General features: G+C 41.8%; 14 protein-coding genes and 1 tRNA gene. 5 read left to right on the top strand and 10 right to left on the bottom strand.

Annotated elements, in window-relative coordinates; translation table 11 throughout:
• Window positions 1-195: 195 nt before the first annotated feature.
• The 3 genes from AC27EF_RS08360 to AC27EF_RS08350 form a co-directional block, all read right to left on the bottom strand.
• On the bottom strand, window positions 196-1,119 hold the full coding sequence (locus tag AC27EF_RS08360; protein ID WP_487110255.1) for a DMT family transporter: 924 nt from the start codon (window positions 1,117-1,119) through the stop codon (window positions 196-198).
• A gap of 621 nt (window positions 1,120-1,740) precedes the next feature.
• Window positions 1,741-2,568: a DUF1189 family protein gene (locus tag AC27EF_RS08355; RefSeq protein WP_487110253.1), complete on the bottom strand. Its 828-nt coding sequence runs from the start codon at window positions 2,566-2,568 to the stop codon at window positions 1,741-1,743.
• A 4-nt stretch (window positions 2,569-2,572) separates the two neighbouring features.
• Window positions 2,573-3,124 (bottom strand): DJ-1 family glyoxalase III, encoded by a 552-nt coding sequence (locus AC27EF_RS08350; protein WP_487110251.1) that lies wholly within the window; start codon window positions 3,122-3,124, stop codon window positions 2,573-2,575.
• Window positions 3,125-3,298: 174 nt separating this feature from the next.
• Between AC27EF_RS08350 and AC27EF_RS08345 the strand changes: the two genes are divergently transcribed.
• Window positions 3,299-3,372 (top strand) — tRNA-Arg (locus AC27EF_RS08345).
• A 252-nt stretch (window positions 3,373-3,624) separates the two neighbouring features.
• Here AC27EF_RS08345 and AC27EF_RS08340 read toward each other — a convergent pair.
• On the bottom strand, window positions 3,625-5,844 hold the full coding sequence (locus AC27EF_RS08340) for a bifunctional diguanylate cyclase/phosphodiesterase (RefSeq protein WP_487110249.1): 2,220 nt from the start codon (window positions 5,842-5,844) through the stop codon (window positions 3,625-3,627).
• Window positions 5,845-6,012: 168 nt separating this feature from the next.
• Between AC27EF_RS08340 and AC27EF_RS08335 the strand changes: the two genes are divergently transcribed.
• On the top strand, window positions 6,013-6,927 hold the full coding sequence (locus AC27EF_RS08335) for a diacylglycerol/lipid kinase family protein (protein ID WP_487110247.1): 915 nt from the start codon (window positions 6,013-6,015) through the stop codon (window positions 6,925-6,927).
• 21 nt (window positions 6,928-6,948) lie between these two features.
• On the opposite strand, the gene AC27EF_RS08330 is transcribed toward AC27EF_RS08335, so the two are convergent.
• Genes AC27EF_RS08330 through ung form a run of 3 tightly spaced genes read right to left on the bottom strand, consistent with a single transcriptional unit; the run spans window position 6,949 to window position 9,553 of the window.
• Complete coding sequence (locus tag AC27EF_RS08330; RefSeq protein ID WP_487110245.1) at window positions 6,949-8,067, bottom strand: D-alanyl-D-alanine carboxypeptidase family protein; 1,119 nt, start codon at window positions 8,065-8,067, stop codon at window positions 6,949-6,951.
• Window positions 8,068-8,084: 17 nt separating this feature from the next.
• Entirely contained in the window at window positions 8,085-8,867 is a 783-nt protein-coding gene (locus AC27EF_RS08325) for a Cof-type HAD-IIB family hydrolase (protein WP_487110243.1), read from the bottom strand.
• Window positions 8,868-8,878: 11 nt separating this feature from the next.
• Window positions 8,879-9,553 (bottom strand): uracil-DNA glycosylase, encoded by a 675-nt coding sequence (gene ung, locus AC27EF_RS08320; protein ID WP_487110242.1) that lies wholly within the window; start codon window positions 9,551-9,553, stop codon window positions 8,879-8,881.
• Between the two features lie 95 nt (window positions 9,554-9,648).
• Between ung and AC27EF_RS08315 the strand changes: the two genes are divergently transcribed.
• Window positions 9,649-11,217 (top strand): ClC family H(+)/Cl(-) exchange transporter, encoded by a 1,569-nt coding sequence (locus AC27EF_RS08315; RefSeq protein WP_487110240.1) that lies wholly within the window; start codon window positions 9,649-9,651, stop codon window positions 11,215-11,217.
• 81 nt (window positions 11,218-11,298) lie between these two features.
• Window positions 11,299-11,511 carry a FeoA family protein gene (locus AC27EF_RS08310; RefSeq protein WP_487110238.1) on the top strand — a complete coding sequence of 71 codons (213 nt, stop codon included), beginning with the start codon at window positions 11,299-11,301 and terminating at the stop codon, window positions 11,509-11,511.
• On the opposite strand, the gene AC27EF_RS08305 is transcribed toward AC27EF_RS08310, so the two are convergent.
• On the bottom strand, window positions 11,444-12,256 hold the full coding sequence (locus tag AC27EF_RS08305) for a MurR/RpiR family transcriptional regulator (RefSeq protein WP_487110236.1): 813 nt from the start codon (window positions 12,254-12,256) through the stop codon (window positions 11,444-11,446). The two genes, AC27EF_RS08310 and AC27EF_RS08305, sit on opposite strands and share 68 nt — an antisense overlap.
• A 46-nt stretch (window positions 12,257-12,302) precedes the next feature.
• Entirely contained in the window at window positions 12,303-14,885 is a 2,583-nt protein-coding gene (clpB, locus tag AC27EF_RS08300) for an ATP-dependent chaperone ClpB (RefSeq protein ID WP_487110234.1), read from the bottom strand.
• Window positions 14,886-15,004: 119 nt separating this feature from the next.
• Between clpB and AC27EF_RS08295 the strand changes: the two genes are divergently transcribed.
• On the top strand, window positions 15,005-15,475 hold the full coding sequence (locus AC27EF_RS08295) for a hypothetical protein (protein ID WP_487110232.1): 471 nt from the start codon (window positions 15,005-15,007) through the stop codon (window positions 15,473-15,475).
• Here AC27EF_RS08295 and AC27EF_RS08290 read toward each other — a convergent pair.
• Window positions 15,472-16,431 (bottom strand): L-lactate dehydrogenase, encoded by a 960-nt coding sequence (locus AC27EF_RS08290; RefSeq protein ID WP_487110230.1) that lies wholly within the window; start codon window positions 16,429-16,431, stop codon window positions 15,472-15,474. The genes AC27EF_RS08295 and AC27EF_RS08290 overlap by 4 nt on opposite strands.
• Window positions 16,432-16,491: the final 60 nt, after the last annotated feature.

Here is a 16,491-nt window from a genome sequence, read left to right as displayed (position 1 = left end):
TGCACCAAAAGAAAGCAATCTATGTATGAACTTTTTTTCATTTTTTTCCAAAAAAACATTGATTTTTTTTTTAGAATCATTTATGATATTTACATCGAGGATATTCATATCTTTGATATAACCCCTTATTAATTTATTTATACTCCCCTCAAAAAGAGCAGATTCCCTATCTGCTCTTTTTATTGTCTAAAAATATCAAACACTTTCTTCCTTAACATTTCCGGGATCTTTGCTTCTTATATGTACCATCGCAATTCCACCGCAGACCAAGACAATCGAAAGAAAATATCTCAAATTCCAAATCTCTTCTCCCAGAAAAATTCCTGATAGAATTGTTCCGAAAATTGGTATTAGAAGATTATAAATTGAAATACTGCTGACAGAATTTCGGGATAACAGGTAAGTCCATACGGTAAACGCCACTGCAGATAACAAAGCCATATAAATTAAAAGCAGTGCTCCCGACAGACGCAATGGTAAAAATCCTCCGCTGATCCCTCCGGCTGCAATCAAAATGGTTCCTCCAAAAAGCAGCTGATATCCAGTGATCGTCATGACACTTAATGATCTGGCAAGTTTCTTACTATAAATAGAAGCCAAGCTTTGAGCCATCGCCGCAAAAACAGCAAATCCCTCTCCCGTCAAATGAAATCCCCCAAAATTTCCTCCGTCCAGATGAATCGTCACAATCCCAGCTAGCCCTAAAATACATCCCAAAATTTTATTTTTTGTCACCGAATCCTCCCGAAAGAAAAAAGGAGCCAGCAAAATTGGAAAAAAAGCCGTAAAAGAATTAATAATGGCACTTTTTGCCCCTGTTGTGTTCGCCAAGCCGATATAAAAGAAAATATATTGAATGGTTGTCTGCAAAATTCCGAGACACACAAGCCGTCCCCACATTTGAGCCGGAGCTATCACAGCTGTTCGATCCGTCACCGCCGTAAAACCTAAAACCATCAGTCCTGCCATTGTGAACCGTATCCCCGCAAATAAAAATTTGCTTCCGAGATCACCGGCTGCAATTGAAAAAATCTCATACCCTACTTTAATTGCCGGATAAGCACTGCCCCATAAAAAGGTTGCCAAAACCGCCAATATTACAACTTTATATTTCTTCATTCTTTATCTCCTCAACGATTCCATCCGGGGCGCTTGGAATTTCAATCGCTTCGTGCAAAACCAGCTTCCCTCAATCAGTTCATTATACCTTATAGAGCGAAGCTCGTCCAGCCGCTAAAACTGTGAATTTGCGCATGCCCTGCAGATATCGTTTTTCATCTTCACTATATCGAAAAACAACTGTCCAAGACACATTTTTCTTATTGTATCAAAAAACATACATTAAATTTTTTTCTTTTTATTGACAATCCCTTTTTGCAGAGTATAATAAAACTTGTTAAGAACAAAGACGTTCCAATAAAAGCGATTGGTGCGTCTTTTTTTATTTGCCCAGATTGAGCAAATAAAGTTTCCTTAAAACATTTTTACTGACAAGTTCTTGACAAGTTTTTGACAGAATAGCAGACATCCTGCAGACTCACTTTTGACTTGATCATTGACTGACTGGGACGACTAGTTTTTGACCAATTACCGACTTGCATAGAAGACAACAAAGTTCTGACAAAAACTACATATGACATTAGAGAAGCCGCGGACATTTGATCCGCGGCCTTTCTCTTTATTCTAACAGAAGTTAAACTGTAAAAGCTTTTCATCTCCCCACAAAATTCAGCAAACGATTTAAAACATTGGATCGGACGGCGCTTTTTTCTGAGGTTTCATCACTCCCATTAACAGCAATTCATAGCTGCCGAAATAAGAAATGAACATCCACACCATTCCTGAAAACATCGCAGCTCCCACCGTGATTCCAATGGTCTCAATCAACTGAAAGATCACTCTTGCATAGATGGAAAGTTTAAAAATCTTTCCGAAAGAAATATTTTCCCTCTCCTTCTCCGTTTGATCCAATCTTGTTTTTTGATTGAAATAAACCAGCATTGATATGAACACGCAAATTGACAAATAGGAAACCACATTGACTGCCCATTGTGCCAAAAACAGAAATCCGATCATTGCATATATCACCGGAATCAAAGCTGTCATCGCCTGATTATCAAATTCAACATTCTTCATTGTGGAAAACGGAATTCTGTTTACAACTTGCCCCACTGCTGTATTTTTCAAAATCATCTCATCTTTTGCAAAAGCAATTTCGATCGAATACTGCTGACTCAGATCATCCATCGAAACCTTATCTTCCTTTGTATTTGCAAGAAAATGAATTCCCGCGAAGGTAAAATCCATCTGCTGGTCCACATGAAGCTCTCCCTGTTTTAATTCAAACGCCGGAAGACGATGGAGAATAAAGTTTTTTGCCCCGCCAACACTGATTCCAAAACCAAGTACATCCAAACCAAATCCTAGAATCGTCGTAATCAGTGTAATGACCGTGAAAAACGCAACAACCCTCCCTTTTGCCACCTCCAGCAGACGCCGATACTGTCCGGGCTTTAAACAGGCAATTTTCAGCTGCTCCAACCAGCCAATCTTTTCTATCTTTTCCATCTCATCAATCTCCGTACACAATACTTTTCAATAATTCTTCTTTTTCTTTTGTGCCTCTTAAAATCTCTACCAATTTTGCAGCAAATTCAATGGCAGTTCCCAATCCCCGGCTTGTAATAATCTTGCCATCCACAACAACATTTTCTGTCTGATAATCCGCCGATGCTAATTCTTTCTCCATTGCCGGATAAGAAGTTGCCCTTTTGCCCTTTAAAATTCCATATTTCTCAAAAACTGTCGGAGCCGCACAAATTGCTGCCAGATATTTTTCGTCCCGATACGCTCTCTTCAGCAAATCCCCCAACCCTTTATGCTCTTTTAAATGAAGGGTTCCCGGCATGCCTCCCGGCAGTACATACATCGCTCCTTCCGGTTCCAGGACTTCATGAAACATCATATCAGCTTCTATTTCAATACGATGGGAGCCGGTAATTTTTTTAGAATCGCCAATGGATACCGTTCTCGTTTCAATATCCGCGCGACGCAGAAGATCAACTACAGTCAGTCCTTCAATTTCCTCAAATCCATCTGCTAAAAATACAAACACTTTATTCATGACCGTTTCTCTCCTTTTCTATGTTATCTTCCATTTTTCTTATTCTTATTTAAATTACTTTATAGAAAAACGAATCAAAAGTCAACCCGTCCTGCCGTTAATTCACATCAATTTCATACTTTATGATTGACATTTGCATAAAGAATCGGTAAAATAAAGAACGTTATAGTAATTGTTTCCGTAGCTCAGCTGGATAGAGCGACCGCCTCCTAAGCGGTAGGTCGGGTGTTCGAATCACCTCGGGAACGTCAGTGTACACGCTGTAAGCCTTTGTTTTCAATGGTTTGCGGCGTATTTTTTATGAAATGCTATAAATTTAAAAAACCTGTTCACGGGATTCTTCCCCTGTGACAGACCTGCAAGACAGCCATCCTTCACTCTGCCGCAGGGCAATCCTCGTAAAGCGTTTATGATATAGAAAAGTTCTCACTTTCCCATATCATAAAAAGAGAGCCCCTTCCGCCATTTTATGACGTTCGAGACACTCTATGTCAATATTTCTATCCTTTTTGTTCCATCCATAGAATAAATTCATCAAACGGCAATGGCTTGGAATATACATATCCCTGTATCAAATCACAGTGAATTTTTTTCAAAAATTCAACCTGCTCCAACTCCTCTACACCTTCTGCCACCGTTCCGATTTTTAATTCTTTCGACAGATGGATGACCGATTCTATGACCTTCCGACCTTTTTCATCCTCGTCCATGCGATCAAAGAACCGTTTATCAAGTTTCATATAATCAATATCAAAATCTGTCAGCATCCCCAGAGAGGAATACCCGGTACCAAAATCATCCATAGAACAAGTGAATCCCCTTTTATGGATTTGAGAAATGGCTTTTCTCATTTCTTTATCTGCTGAAAAGACGGATTCCGTCACTTCAAATTCCAGAAATCTGGAAGGAATCTGATATTTTTCCTGAATCTTTAAAAACGGTTCCAGAAAATAATCATTTTGAAAATGCTCTCTTGAAAGATTTACAGAAACCCGGAACAAATCCCTTCCTTGCTTTTTCAATTGCTGCAAAAATCTGCAAACTTCTTCAAAAACAAAAAGATCCAATTTTAAAATCTCTCCGCTTTTCTCAAAAATCGGTATAAAATCAGATGGATAAATCATTCCTTCTTTCGGGTGTCCCCAGCGAATCAATGCCTCTGCCCCTGCCAACTTTCCATCTTCCAGCGAAATTTTAGGCTGAAGAAATACTTTAAAATAATGATTTTCTATGGACTCTTCCAACAAATCATGCAGTTCTTTTTCCTTTTCTAAATTCCGAATCAAAGATTCGTCATAAAAACTTACCGCATTCGCCGCTCCATGCTTCTTATATTTACATGCCATATCAGCGCGGTCCTGAATGGTATCCATGGAAAGCTCCGGATCAAAGATCTGATAAGCACCATATTCAATAGAAAATTTATAAAACTCCTGAACCCCTCCGGGTCTGCTGATCTCATCCGTCAGCTGCATCAGCCGTGTTCGTATTCGCTGCTCGTGAGATTCTTTCAGACAAATATAAAAATGATCTGCGACATCTCTGGAAGCCAACTCATCCTCTCTTAAATTCTTTTCGATAATGGAAAGCACAGACCGAAGAATACGGTCTCCCTCCTCCACTCCATATTTTTCATTAATAATTCGAAAATTCTTAATATTCATAACCGCAATCGTATACGTACCCGGAGTCGCATTTTGAATCAATTCCGTACATACAATTTTAAAGCGATTGTTATTCATCTTCCCTGTCACAGGATCCAAAAATGCAAAAACCTCCAGAGACTTTTGATTTCGCTTCATTAGCCACATAATATACGCAGCTCCTGCCAGCAGCAGCATCGTAACGCCCGCTACAGAGACAAACGTAGCAAAAAAACGATTGCTGATCTTGACAAAAATCAAATCTGAAGGAATCAATGTAATAATTGACCAATTCTTAACCCCCATACCAGTCATGGCCAACATATATTCCTGTCCTCCGATTTTCCCCACATATATAATCGCATTTTTATTCTCTTTTAACTGCTTGCAAATATACTGCCGACGTTCTTTGGCACTTGAATTTCTCAACCCTTTCCGTAATTTCTGATATAAGGATTCATTCTCGGAACCTACCACGATATCGCCTTCAGAATCTGCAACGCAGGCTTCTCCTCTCCCATCAAATCCAATCCCGCGAATCAGTTCCTGCATATAACTCTTACTTCGTATCGCAACCAGTACGCTTTTCCCATGCACAGGATCATAATACGCTCTGGTATATGCAATCTCGTCATTTCCAAATTCATAGATATCATTTTTTCCGTTCAGAGCGCTTTTAAAACAGATCTCCTCCGAGATATCCTGAGTACTGCCGTCCGTAAAGATAACAATTCCATCAGTCCTTGCGATTCCTACCATCTGAAAATCTAAAATCTTCTGCTTTCTTTGCAAAAAACTGTTTTTTTGTTCATCCGAAGACATACGAATCAGACTGTCTGTCGTAGACTCCATCTGCTGCTTTGTCATCCGAAAACGCAGCCTTGCATTTTCTGTGGTTGTATTCGTCACATCCATCACATAATTGTTGGCGATTTTATCCGTTTCCGTCTGAAGCTTATACAAATTTGCGGTAATGATCCCAATCATACTGGCAATTAATATAAAAAACAGAACGACAATCCACCGAAACTCATGACGTTGTTTCAGCCTCGGATACCTAATTTTTTTATTTTTCATTTGTTTTCCACCATCCATATTTCCCTTTTATTATAATCAAAAGCCTTTTCTCTTTCAACAGATTTCTACCTTTGGGGTTTTTTACCATTTTCATTTGTCATTGTTCGTTTTTTCAATCTATGTTAGAATAAAAGGAATGATATAAGCATAAGTAGGAGGAATTATTGAATGAAGGGTTTATTTATTATTAATCCATCTTCTGGAAAACAAAATATAGAATCTATGCTCAAGGAAATCATGTCAACTCTGATTCTTGATCAGATTTCCCCCCAGATTGATGTATTTTATACAAAAAAGAAAGATGATGCTAAGAATCGGGCGGCAGAATTAAAACCAGGAGAATATGACTATGTTGTCTCTGTCGGCGGTGACGGAACCTTAAATGAAGTGGCAAACGGTCTGGTGCTAAGCCAAAGCCATATTCCTCTCGCCATCATTTCAGCAGGCACCGTCAACGATTTTGCTACATATATGAAACTCCCTCAGACGGCAGAAGGCTTCTGTCAGATGATGAAAGAATTCCAAATCAAAAAAGTGGATATCGGAAAAGTAAACAACGAATATTTTATCAATGTCCTCGCCGCCGGAATGCTGACAGATATTGCATATAAGGTACCAAAAGATAAAAAAGCAGTTCTGGGAAAGATGGCGTATTACATTGAAGGCGTAAAAGAATTTCCAAAACAATTGACACAGAATATGACATTGACTTTTCAGAGCAAAGAATATGAGGATACACAAGATATTATGGTCTTCTTAGTTGCCAATTCCAAGAGTGTCGGCGGTTTTGCGGATGCGGCGCCCCTTGCTTCCGTCTCCGATGGGTATCTGGATGTGCTAATTATTAAAAAAATGGCATTGCTTACGGAAGCGCCGGACCTGATTATCAAATTTTTTCAGGGAGAGCATCCGAAGCATCCTTCCATTGAGTATTTCCAAACAAAAGAGCTGCATGTTCTGCCGACGGAAAAAACAGCGGAAATTGCCATCGACTATGACGGAGAGATTCTCGCAGAAGGGCTCCCGGTGGATATCTCTATCGTACCAGAAGCCCTTGATCTCATCATTCTTCGTTCCAATTAAATATTCAGCGCAACTCCGTTCCTATTGAAGCTTCGCTGTGCCAATCCGCTTTCCTCTGTAAAAGATATTGTAATCGGTGCCGCTGCACTGATACGTCAGCCGGGAAGCGGATTCATTTTTTTCCAGCATCACCGTGATGTCTCCCAGATGCTTCAGGGGAAGTGTGTACGGAGACAAGCGATTCCCGGTTTTCAAAAAACCATAAGCATCTTCCTTCAGCGTTCTCTCAATTCCCCGAAATGGCACGACGGTTTTATAATGATCAAATCCATAGTCCATTAAGGTTATCGTATCTTCATATAGCTCCGTCAAATGTGCACAGAGCACAACGCTGATCAGTTCCTGATCTCCCCGCTTTGCAAAGGTAACAAGCGTCCCGCCTGCTTTGGTCGTATAACCTGTTTTTCCTCCCTCGACTCCATCATATAAATACATGGTTCTCTTTACCATCTTATGATGATTCCACAGTTCACGCCCCTTCTTCTCTTTGTTGGTCGGCGCCATATAGTAATTTGACTTGCAGGCAATTTGACGAAATGCATCATTTTCCAAAGCTGCCTTGGAGATTTTCGCCATATCTCTTGCAGTGACATAATGCTTGTCATTGTGCAGACCATTGGTTGTCACAAAATGAGACCCGGTACACCCAAGCTCTTTGGCTTTTTGATTCATGAGATCAACAAATTTTGGAATCGAACCTGCAGTATATTCTGCTGCACCATTGCATGCCTCATTGGCAGACTCCAGCATAATTCCATTTAAAACGTCAATGAGAGGAATCTTCTCCCCGGCTTTTATGCCGATATGCGTACTTCCCGGTTCAATGCTGTTGACCGCATATCTGGAGAATTTCACCTCACCATATAAATCTTTATTTTGCTCAATTGCCACTAACGTCGTTAAAATTTTCGTAATACTTGCCGGGTAATGGCGATCGTCGATTTTCTTTGCATACAAAATTTCCCCAGACTTGGCATCGATCACGATCCCGGATAAGGCGCGAATAGAAGGCTGTTTCTTTGTTGTCTTTGTTTTTGTTGCCACTGCATTTGCCGCCTGAATCTGCACCGCAGGCAGCAGCATAACAAACAGCAGCACACACATTGCTGACGCAATCATTTTCCGTAATCTTTTTTTCATCTCTTTCCTCTCTTGTACTAAATTAATCCAAAATTCTTTAATCCCTTTTCAATTCCATCCTGATCCGCTCTGGCAGTATGATACGGAGCAATTTCACGCAGCTCGGGCACTGCATTGCCCATTGCCGCTCCATATTGTACATAACGAATCATATCAATATCATTGGCGCTGTCTCCAAAAGCATAAGAATTCTCTCTTGCAATTTCCGTGTATTTCAAAATTTGCTCAATTCCCTTGGCTTTATTCACTGCTGCCGGAATGAATTCCACAGAATTTGCCGGAGCATGGTAAGTGCCTTTGTACCGTTTCCCCAGCATTTCCTCTACATGTGCTGTATATTCAGGATTCATATGATGATAGGTCCATTTGGGAATATCCTTTGCTTCACAGAGAGGATGCAGGATTGTCTCACAATCCCGTTCTGTTTTTTCTTTCATCGCAACATAATACTCTTCCGAATTTTCGGCATCATAATATCCATGATGCTCTCCTTCCAGAATGATCCCGATCTTCTGCTCTTTTCCCCAATGAATCACCTTTTGAACCTCCGCCTCTGTCATCAGCTCCCGATGAAGAACCTGATTCTCATATTCCACATAGGCACCTGCTCCTAAAATCATTCCTTGAAATCCCATATGAAAATATTCTTCCGGCATCATTCCTCTGCTTCGTCCGGTGCACATCACTGCCTTATGCCCATTTTGAAACAACTGCTCCAAAGCGCGTTTTGCCGAATCCGGTATTCCGATTCCGGAAACATGTAAAGTTCCGTCAATATCAAAAAATACAATTTTGCTCATCTTGCCTCTCCCTAAATATTTTCGATCTGCCAGTCAATGGGCTCCAATCCCTGCTCTTTCAAAAACTCATTGGCTTTACTGAAATGTCTGCATCCAAAGAATCCTCGATACGCAGACAACGGGCTCGGATGCGGCGCTTCTAAAATCAGGTGTTTTGGGTTATACAGCAGTGCTTTTTTATTCTGTGCCGGACGTCCCCAAAGCATGAAAACCATCGGACGGTCCTGCTCATTTAAAACACGGATTGCCGCATCTGTAAACTCCTCCCATCCGATTCCCCGGTGAGAATTGGCGCGGTGCGCCTGCACAGTCAGCACTGTATTTAACATCATGACTCCTTGCTTCGCCCATTTTGTCAAATATCCATTGTTGGGAATATCACATCCAAGATCCTCGTTCAATTCCTTATAAATATTTACAAGGGACGGCGGAGGCTCCACACCCGGTTTCACAGAAAAGGATAATCCGTGAGCCTGTCCGTCTCCGTGATATGGATCCTGACCCAAAATCACGACCTTCACATCCTTTACCGGAGTAAAATGAAACGCATTAAAAATATCATCTGCCGGCGGAAAAATCAGTTTCGTCCGATATTCATTCATAATTGTCTGATACAGCTTCCGATAATACGGCTTCCGATACTCTTCTTTTAAATATTCTGCCCAGTCATTGGTAATTGGCGGCATAATTCGACCTCCTTCGCAAAATCTTTTCCTATTATAGCATAGTTTTATGGTAAAATGAAACGTATATTGATGAAAAGAGCAGGAGGATAATTTATATGAAACAAAAACTTCACATTCTGGAAAATCCTCACGGATTTTCTGTCTCTCTGATTCTAAACGGTCTTCTTACCGGGCTGCTTGCCGGATGTGCTGCCATTCTTTACCGATTGCTCCTAAACTATGCCGAGAAATTTCTGTTTTGGATTCTCGATTTTACCAAAGGCGAGCTTCTTAGGATGACAGCATGGTTTTTCATTCTCGCTTTTATGGGATGGTTGTGCGGAAAGCTGGTCGCCTGGGAACCCATGAGTTCCGGCAGCGGAATTCCTCAAGTACAAGGAGAAATGAAAGGCTATTTAAACGCAAATTGGCGTCGGGTGCTGATTTCAAAAATCATAGGCGGAACCCTCTGTATACTGGGAGGTTTGTCTCTGGGCCGTGAAGGTCCTTCGGTACAGCTTGGCGCCATGGCAGGAAAAGGCACCGCAAAAATAATAAAAGCCGGAGCCACCAAAGAACGTTATATGACTGCCTGCGGCGCCGGAGCAGGACTTGCCGCTGCCTTTAATGCTCCATTATCCGGCGTTATGTTTACCTTAGAAGAACTGCAGAAAAATTTTAACAGTTCTATGTTGGTCTGCGTCATATCCGGATGTGTTGCTTCCGATTTTCTGTCCAAAAATGTATTTGGACTCCATCCGGTTTTCAATTTTCACCTAACTCGGGCGCTCCCCCTAAGTCACTACTGGATGCTGATTGCTCTCGGAATTCTTCTTGGCATATTGGGGACATTTTACAATTTTATAATGCTCAAAGGTCAGGATTTCTATGGAAAACTTTCCAAAATCCCCAGACAATATCGGATCATCCTGCCCTTTTTAAGCGCAGGAATCATCGGTTATCTTCTTCCTCCGATCCTTGCCGGCGGTCATGCCATGGTGGAACAGCTTGAGACACAGCAGCTGATGCTCGGAACGCTCGCGCTCCTTCTCATCTGCAAATTTCTCTATTCCGCATTTTGTTTTGGCTCCGGCGCGCCCGGAGGTATTTTCTTTCCTCTTTTAATTCTTGGCGCATATATTGGATGTATTTACGGAACCATTATGATTCAGGAAACCGGAATTGCCTCGTACTATCTTGTCAATTTTATTACAATTGCAATGGCAGGTTTTTTTACTGCCATCGTGCGCGCACCGATTACCGGAATTTTATTAATCGCGGAAATGACCGGAACCTTTGAACATTTTCTGTCTCTTGCTGTTGTCTGTATCATCAGCTACATCACTGCGCAGCTATTAAAAAGCGAACCAATTTATGAAAGTCTCTTGGGCAGAATTCTTGCCAGAAACGGTCTGGTCGAAAATGATACCCCCGACCAGAAAATCCTAAGAACTTTTGCCGTAGGAATGGCCTCCATGGCTGCTCATACAAAAATCAGGGACATCCCGTGGCCAGAACACTGTCTGATCGTTGTCCTACAAAGAGGCGAGGAAGAAATCATTGCCAAAGGCAGCACTATGATCTATCCCGGTGATCTGATAACCGCTCTGGTCGACGAAAACTACCTTGGCATGGTGACCGAAAGTATTCAGTTAATCTGTGGAGAAATCCAACACCCCCTTTAAAAATGTTGTTATTGACTAACCTCATTTCTTCCTTATAAAATAAAGAAAAACCGGGGATTCTATGTTCAAAGGAGGGATATTATGCAGCCATTAACAACAGCAATGCGAGGAACTGTTTGTACCGTCAAGTGGGCTTTGGGTCTGCCGGAAGTTGTGGAAAAGCTCCGCGAACTAAAAATTGAACAGGGCAGTCAGATTCAAGTCATTGAGAAATCCAGAGGCTACCTTATTGTGGGAATCGGCAGCCGCCGAATCGCCATGGATGAGTCTCTTGCCAGCAGAATCCAAGTATAAATAAAAGGGACATCCGTTTTTTCATAAAAAACAGCGGATGTCCCTTTTCTATCATACAGCTCTCTGCTTTATGACCAAAAATCTCCAAATAACTTTTTCCCCATTGACGGACGCACAATTTCCTGATAAATTTTGCTGGTTCCTTCCTTCGGCAAAACTTGATATTCTTTTCCCTGAATAAAAGTTGCATCGTTCTTAGGATATTAACATTCTCTCCGTATTTGGAGATTACGATCACAACATGATCCGATGGAAGATTAATTCCTGCAAACATCTGTAAACCTGCATTTCGATAGGCTGTCATCATTTTTCCTGCCTTCGCAAAATTGTAGCCGGCATACGATGCGATCTCAGAATTTTCATCATTGGCAGTTACGTCAATAAACATACACGGATCCAGCTTTTCAATCACCTTTTTTAGATATCGCGAGATTCCCTCTTTCGTCTGATTCAATATTGTCATTTTATTCATTAAATCCAACAGTTCATCATTTTCCGCCACATGAATTTCCTCCATCGAGTCGCTTCGGAGCCATCCATTGACATTCAGGTTAAAATCATTATAATTTTGAAAACCCAGCTTTTTAATACAGCGCAGAACCGCTGTGCTGCTCATAAAATTATGTCTCGCCAGTTCTCTGGACAACAATGAGGGCACCTCCTCCAAATGTTCTGAAATGTATTGAAGAAGCTGCCGCTCATTTTCATTTAAATTTGTATTAATCGCAATATCATCAAGAATCATAGGCTTCTCCTGTCTTTTCCATTACAGTTTCCGCCCTATCATATCGCTATTTTACTTTTGCTGTCAATGCTCCGTCATTTACATCCACAAGAATCGTATCCTGCGCGTCCACACCATCGCTTAAAATCAGTCTTGCCGCCAAGGTTTCCACACTCTTTTGCAGATATCTCTTCAATGGTCTTGCTCCGTACACCGGCTCATATCCATGATCTGCCACATATTCTTTGGCGGCCGCCGTAAGCTCCACCTTCAGCTCTTTGTCTTCCAGACGACGATTTAAATCTTTCACCAGCAGGTCAATTATATTTGTGATATTTCCTCTGGTCAGCGGTTTAAACAAAATTGTCTCGTCCAGACGATTCAAAAATTCCGGCCGGAAATGACTCTTAAGTTCCTCAAATACCATAGTTTGAGCTTCCGGTTTGATTTCCCCATTCTCATCAATTCCTTCCAGCAGATACCCGGAGCCAATATTGGACGTCATAATCAAAATTGTATTCTTAAAGTCTACGGTCTTGCCTTTGGAGTCCGTAATTCGTCCGTCGTCCAGCACCTGCAAAAGAATGTTAAACACATCCGGATGCGCTTTTTCGATTTCATCAAACAAAACGACTGAATAAGGTTTCCTGCGGACAGCCTCTGTCAGCTGCCCTCCTTCTTCGTATCCTACATATCCCGGAGGCGCTCCGATTAATCGCGCTACCGAATGTTTTTCCATGTATTCGCTCATATCAATTCGGACGATGTTCTGCTCATTATCAAACAAGCTCTCTGCCAGTGCCTTGGCAAGCTCCGTCTTTCCGACTCCGGTCGGTCCCAGAAACAGGAAGGAACCGATTGGCTTGCTTGGATCCTTGATCCCTGCTTTGGAGCGGATAATGGATTCGGTTACCAGCTCTACTGCCTCGTCCTGACCTACCACCCGCTCATGGAGCACACGGTCCAGATGCAGCGTTTTATTGCGCTCACTTTCCGTTAATTTCGCTACCGGAATACCGGTCCAGCGGGAAATGATTTTTGCAATTTCATCTTCCGTTACACACTCCCTTACCATCGAGCGATCTTCTCTGGCAACCCGTTCTTCCTCTTCTTCCAACTGCTTTTTAAGCTCAGGCAGTCTGCCGTATTGAAGCTCCGCGGCCTTATTCAGATCATAATTTCTTTGGGCAATCTGAATTTCACTGTTGACCGCTTCTATTTCTTCCCTTAATTTGGAAACCTTCTCTACAGATGCCTTCTCATTTTCCCATCTTGCCTTCCTTGCCTTAAAGTCTTCCCGCAGTTCCGCAAGTTCCTTCTGAAGCTCCGCAAGCCGTTCCCTGCTCAGACGGTCATCTTCTTTCTTTAGCGCAGCTTCTTCAATCTCCATCTGCATAATCTTTCTCTGTACCTCATCCAGTTCTACCGGAAGAGAATTCATCTCCGTCTTAATCATGGCACAGGCTTCATCCACCAAATCAATGGCTTTATCCGGCAAAAAACGGTCACTAATATATCGGTCCGATAAGGCTGCGGCAGCTACCAGAGAACTGTCTGTGATTTTCACTCCATGATAAACCTCGTAACGTTCCTTGATTCCACGCAAAATGGAAATGGTATCTTCTACCGTTGGCTGATCTACCATGACTGGCTGAAAACGCCGCTCCAAAGCCTGATCCTTTTCAATATACTGACGATACTCATCCAAAGTTGTCGCTCCGATGCAATGAAGTTCCCCTCTGGCAAGCATTGGCTTTAACATATTCCCCGCATCCATCGCTCCGTCCGTCTTTCCCGCACCTACAATGGTATGCAGTTCATCAATAAATAATATAATTTGCCCATCGCTTTTCTTAACTTCCTCCAGAACTGCTTTCAAGCGTTCTTCAAATTCACCGCGATATTTTGCCCCTGCCACCAAAGATCCCATATCCAATGAAAAAATCGTCTTATCCTTCAGCTGATCCGGCACGTCTCCGCGGACAATTCTCTGAGCCAGTCCTTCGACAACCGCCGTTTTTCCGACTCCCGGTTCTCCGATTAATACCGGATTATTTTTTGTTTTTCTGGAGAGAATCCGCACCACATTGCGAATCTCACTGTCACGTCCAATCACCGGATCCAGCTTCTGTTCTCTGGCACGTTTCACCAAATCATATCCGTATTTTCCCAGACTGTCATAGGTTTCTTCCGGCCGGTCGCTGGTAACCTTCTGTCCTCCGCGAATCTTTGAAAGAACCTGAAGAAAACGATCTCTGGTAATCCCATACCCTCGGAACAATTCCTTCACAGCTTTATTGGCATGTTTTATCATCGCAAGAAACAAATGCTCCACGGAAACATACTCGTCTCCCATGGCTTTCATCTCATCTTCTCCATGCAGCAAAACCTGATTCAGCCCCTGGCTCATATAAACCTGGCCTCCGGACACCTTCGGCTTCTTTGCAAGCAGCTCCTGCACCTGACTTAAAAAAGAATCCTTCTGTATTCCCATCTTCTCAATTAAACTGGCAACCAGACTGTCATCCACTGTCAGCAGACTATATAAAAAATGTTCCTGGTCAATCTCCTGATGTCCATAATCATAAGCAATCTTCTCACACTGATTTACTGCTTCGATAGATTTTTGTGTAAATTTATTAATATTCATCGTTGTTCCTCCTTCATCCGATAGACTCCTACCTCTTCTTTGTTTCCCATTTTGCTTATGTTCTATTCGTAATATAACACTCATTATTAGCACTGTCAATAGGTGAGTGCTAATTTTTTATGATATTAAGAAAGTTTTCCCTTCTCTATCTCAAAAGAAAAGCGCAAGTCATGTTCATCAATGACTTGCGCCTTCTTTGTGATGGCGATGCGCCAAAGTTCCGACTTGCCCAAAACCTTGGCGACCGCTTACAATCCTGGAATGTGCCTTTTGGCGCTTCCAGTACTTTTGATTTCGTCCATTTTTATCGTGCAATCCACGAAACAATTCCAATGACCACCAAAATCGGCAGTGCGATTGAGAGGAAACCTCCAAAGACCAATCCGATTAAAATTACCGGAAGAAATATAAAAGTCAGCAAAATCTTGGTAATTCCCCATGCAGCTTTGAATGAAAAAAACAGTAATTTCCCAAAAACACAAAACATTAAAAATATAAAAACTAACGTTAACATTTTGATCCCTCCCAAACATGATCTTACCACAAAATTTGCAGGGAATCTACGTTTCTTCTTATATAACTTCTTTTAATCACCTATTGTTAAATCCAAACCATCTGCCACTTCTTTTAAAGTTGCCGCTGATTCCTTTAACTGTTCCTGTTCTTTTGAACTTAACTCAATGGGTACTTGTGTTTCAATTCCGTCTTTGCCGACAATTGCCGGCATGCTGAGCACTACATCTTCGATTCCATAGGCTCCGTGAATCATTCCCGATACCGGAAGAATCGACTTTTCATCCTTTACGATCGCCTCGCAGATTCTTTTTACAGACATTGCAATTCCATAATAGGTGGCTCGCTTCTTTTCGATGATTTCGTAAGCACTTTCTTTCACATCTTCCGCAATTTGACGCATGGATTCTGTATGATTATAATGCCCGCGCATTTCACAGAAATCATCCAGCGGAATTCCAGAAACATTCACGCTGCTCCATGCGGCAATCTCACTGTCACCGTGCTCTCCAATAATAAACGCATGGACGCTGCGGCTGTCCACATCCAAATGTTCTCCCAGACGAAAGCGAAGTCTGGCTGAATCTAAAACCGTCCCGGAGCCAATCACACGATGTTCTGGAAATCCGCTTAATTTCAGCGCTGCATAAGTCAAAATATCAACAGGATTGGATACAATTAATAAGATTCCCTCATAATTTCTTTTGACAATCTCTCCAATAATATTTTTTAAAATTCCAACATTTTTATGAACCAAATCCAGTCTCGTCTCTCCCGGCTTCTGATTTGCTCCTGCCGTAATCACAATCACAGCAGCATCTGCAAGATCATCATAGTCCCCTGCATAAATTTTCATTCTTCCCACAAAAGGAGTTCCATGGGTAATATCCATCGCTTCCCCTTCTGCTTTATCCTGATCTGCATCCAGCAAAACCATTTCCGTAAATAACCCACTCTGCATTAAACTAAACGCAGAGGCAGATCCTACAAATCCACAGCCAATAACTGCTGCTTTTCGATTATTAATTGCCATTGCTTCGTGTCCTCCTTCTTTATCTTTCCATCTATCATACAGTATACATAAAGAAGACGC

It is taken from the genome of Anaerostipes stercorihominis (assembly GCF_057535655.1).
The sequence above is the reverse complement of the archived record's forward strand: the minus strand, read 5'-3'. Positions and strand labels throughout refer to the sequence as shown.

What these genes read in the sequence shown, in the direction of transcription:
- AC27EF_RS08360 (WP_487110255.1), bottom strand. Translation starts at nt 1,119, where the DNA reads ATGAAGAAATATAAAGTTGTAATATTGGCGGTTTTGGCAACCTTTTTA.
- AC27EF_RS08355 (WP_487110253.1), bottom strand. Translation starts at nt 2,568, where the DNA reads ATGGAAAAGATAGAAAAGATTGGCTGGTTGGAGCAGCTGAAAATTGCC.
- AC27EF_RS08350 (WP_487110251.1), bottom strand. Translation starts at nt 3,124, where the DNA reads ATGAATAAAGTGTTTGTATTTTTAGCAGATGGATTTGAGGAAATTGAA.
- AC27EF_RS08340 (WP_487110249.1), bottom strand. Translation starts at nt 5,844, where the DNA reads ATGAAAAATAAAAAAATTAGGTATCCGAGGCTGAAACAACGTCATGAG.
- AC27EF_RS08335 (WP_487110247.1), top strand. Translation starts at nt 6,013, where the DNA reads ATGAAGGGTTTATTTATTATTAATCCATCTTCTGGAAAACAAAATATA.
- AC27EF_RS08330 (WP_487110245.1), bottom strand. Translation starts at nt 8,067, where the DNA reads ATGAAAAAAAGATTACGGAAAATGATTGCGTCAGCAATGTGTGTGCTG.
- AC27EF_RS08325 (WP_487110243.1), bottom strand. Translation starts at nt 8,867, where the DNA reads ATGAGCAAAATTGTATTTTTTGATATTGACGGAACTTTACATGTTTCC.
- ung (WP_487110242.1), bottom strand. Translation starts at nt 9,553, where the DNA reads ATGCCGCCAATTACCAATGACTGGGCAGAATATTTAAAAGAAGAGTAT.
- AC27EF_RS08315 (WP_487110240.1), top strand. Translation starts at nt 9,649, where the DNA reads ATGAAACAAAAACTTCACATTCTGGAAAATCCTCACGGATTTTCTGTC.
- AC27EF_RS08310 (WP_487110238.1), top strand. Translation starts at nt 11,299, where the DNA reads ATGCAGCCATTAACAACAGCAATGCGAGGAACTGTTTGTACCGTCAAG.
- AC27EF_RS08305 (WP_487110236.1), bottom strand. Translation starts at nt 12,256, where the DNA reads ATGATTCTTGATGATATTGCGATTAATACAAATTTAAATGAAAATGAG.
- clpB (WP_487110234.1), bottom strand. Translation starts at nt 14,885, where the DNA reads ATGAATATTAATAAATTTACACAAAAATCTATCGAAGCAGTAAATCAG.
- AC27EF_RS08295 (WP_487110232.1), top strand. Translation starts at nt 15,005, where the DNA reads ATGATATTAAGAAAGTTTTCCCTTCTCTATCTCAAAAGAAAAGCGCAA.
- AC27EF_RS08290 (WP_487110230.1), bottom strand. Translation starts at nt 16,431, where the DNA reads ATGGCAATTAATAATCGAAAAGCAGCAGTTATTGGCTGTGGATTTGTA.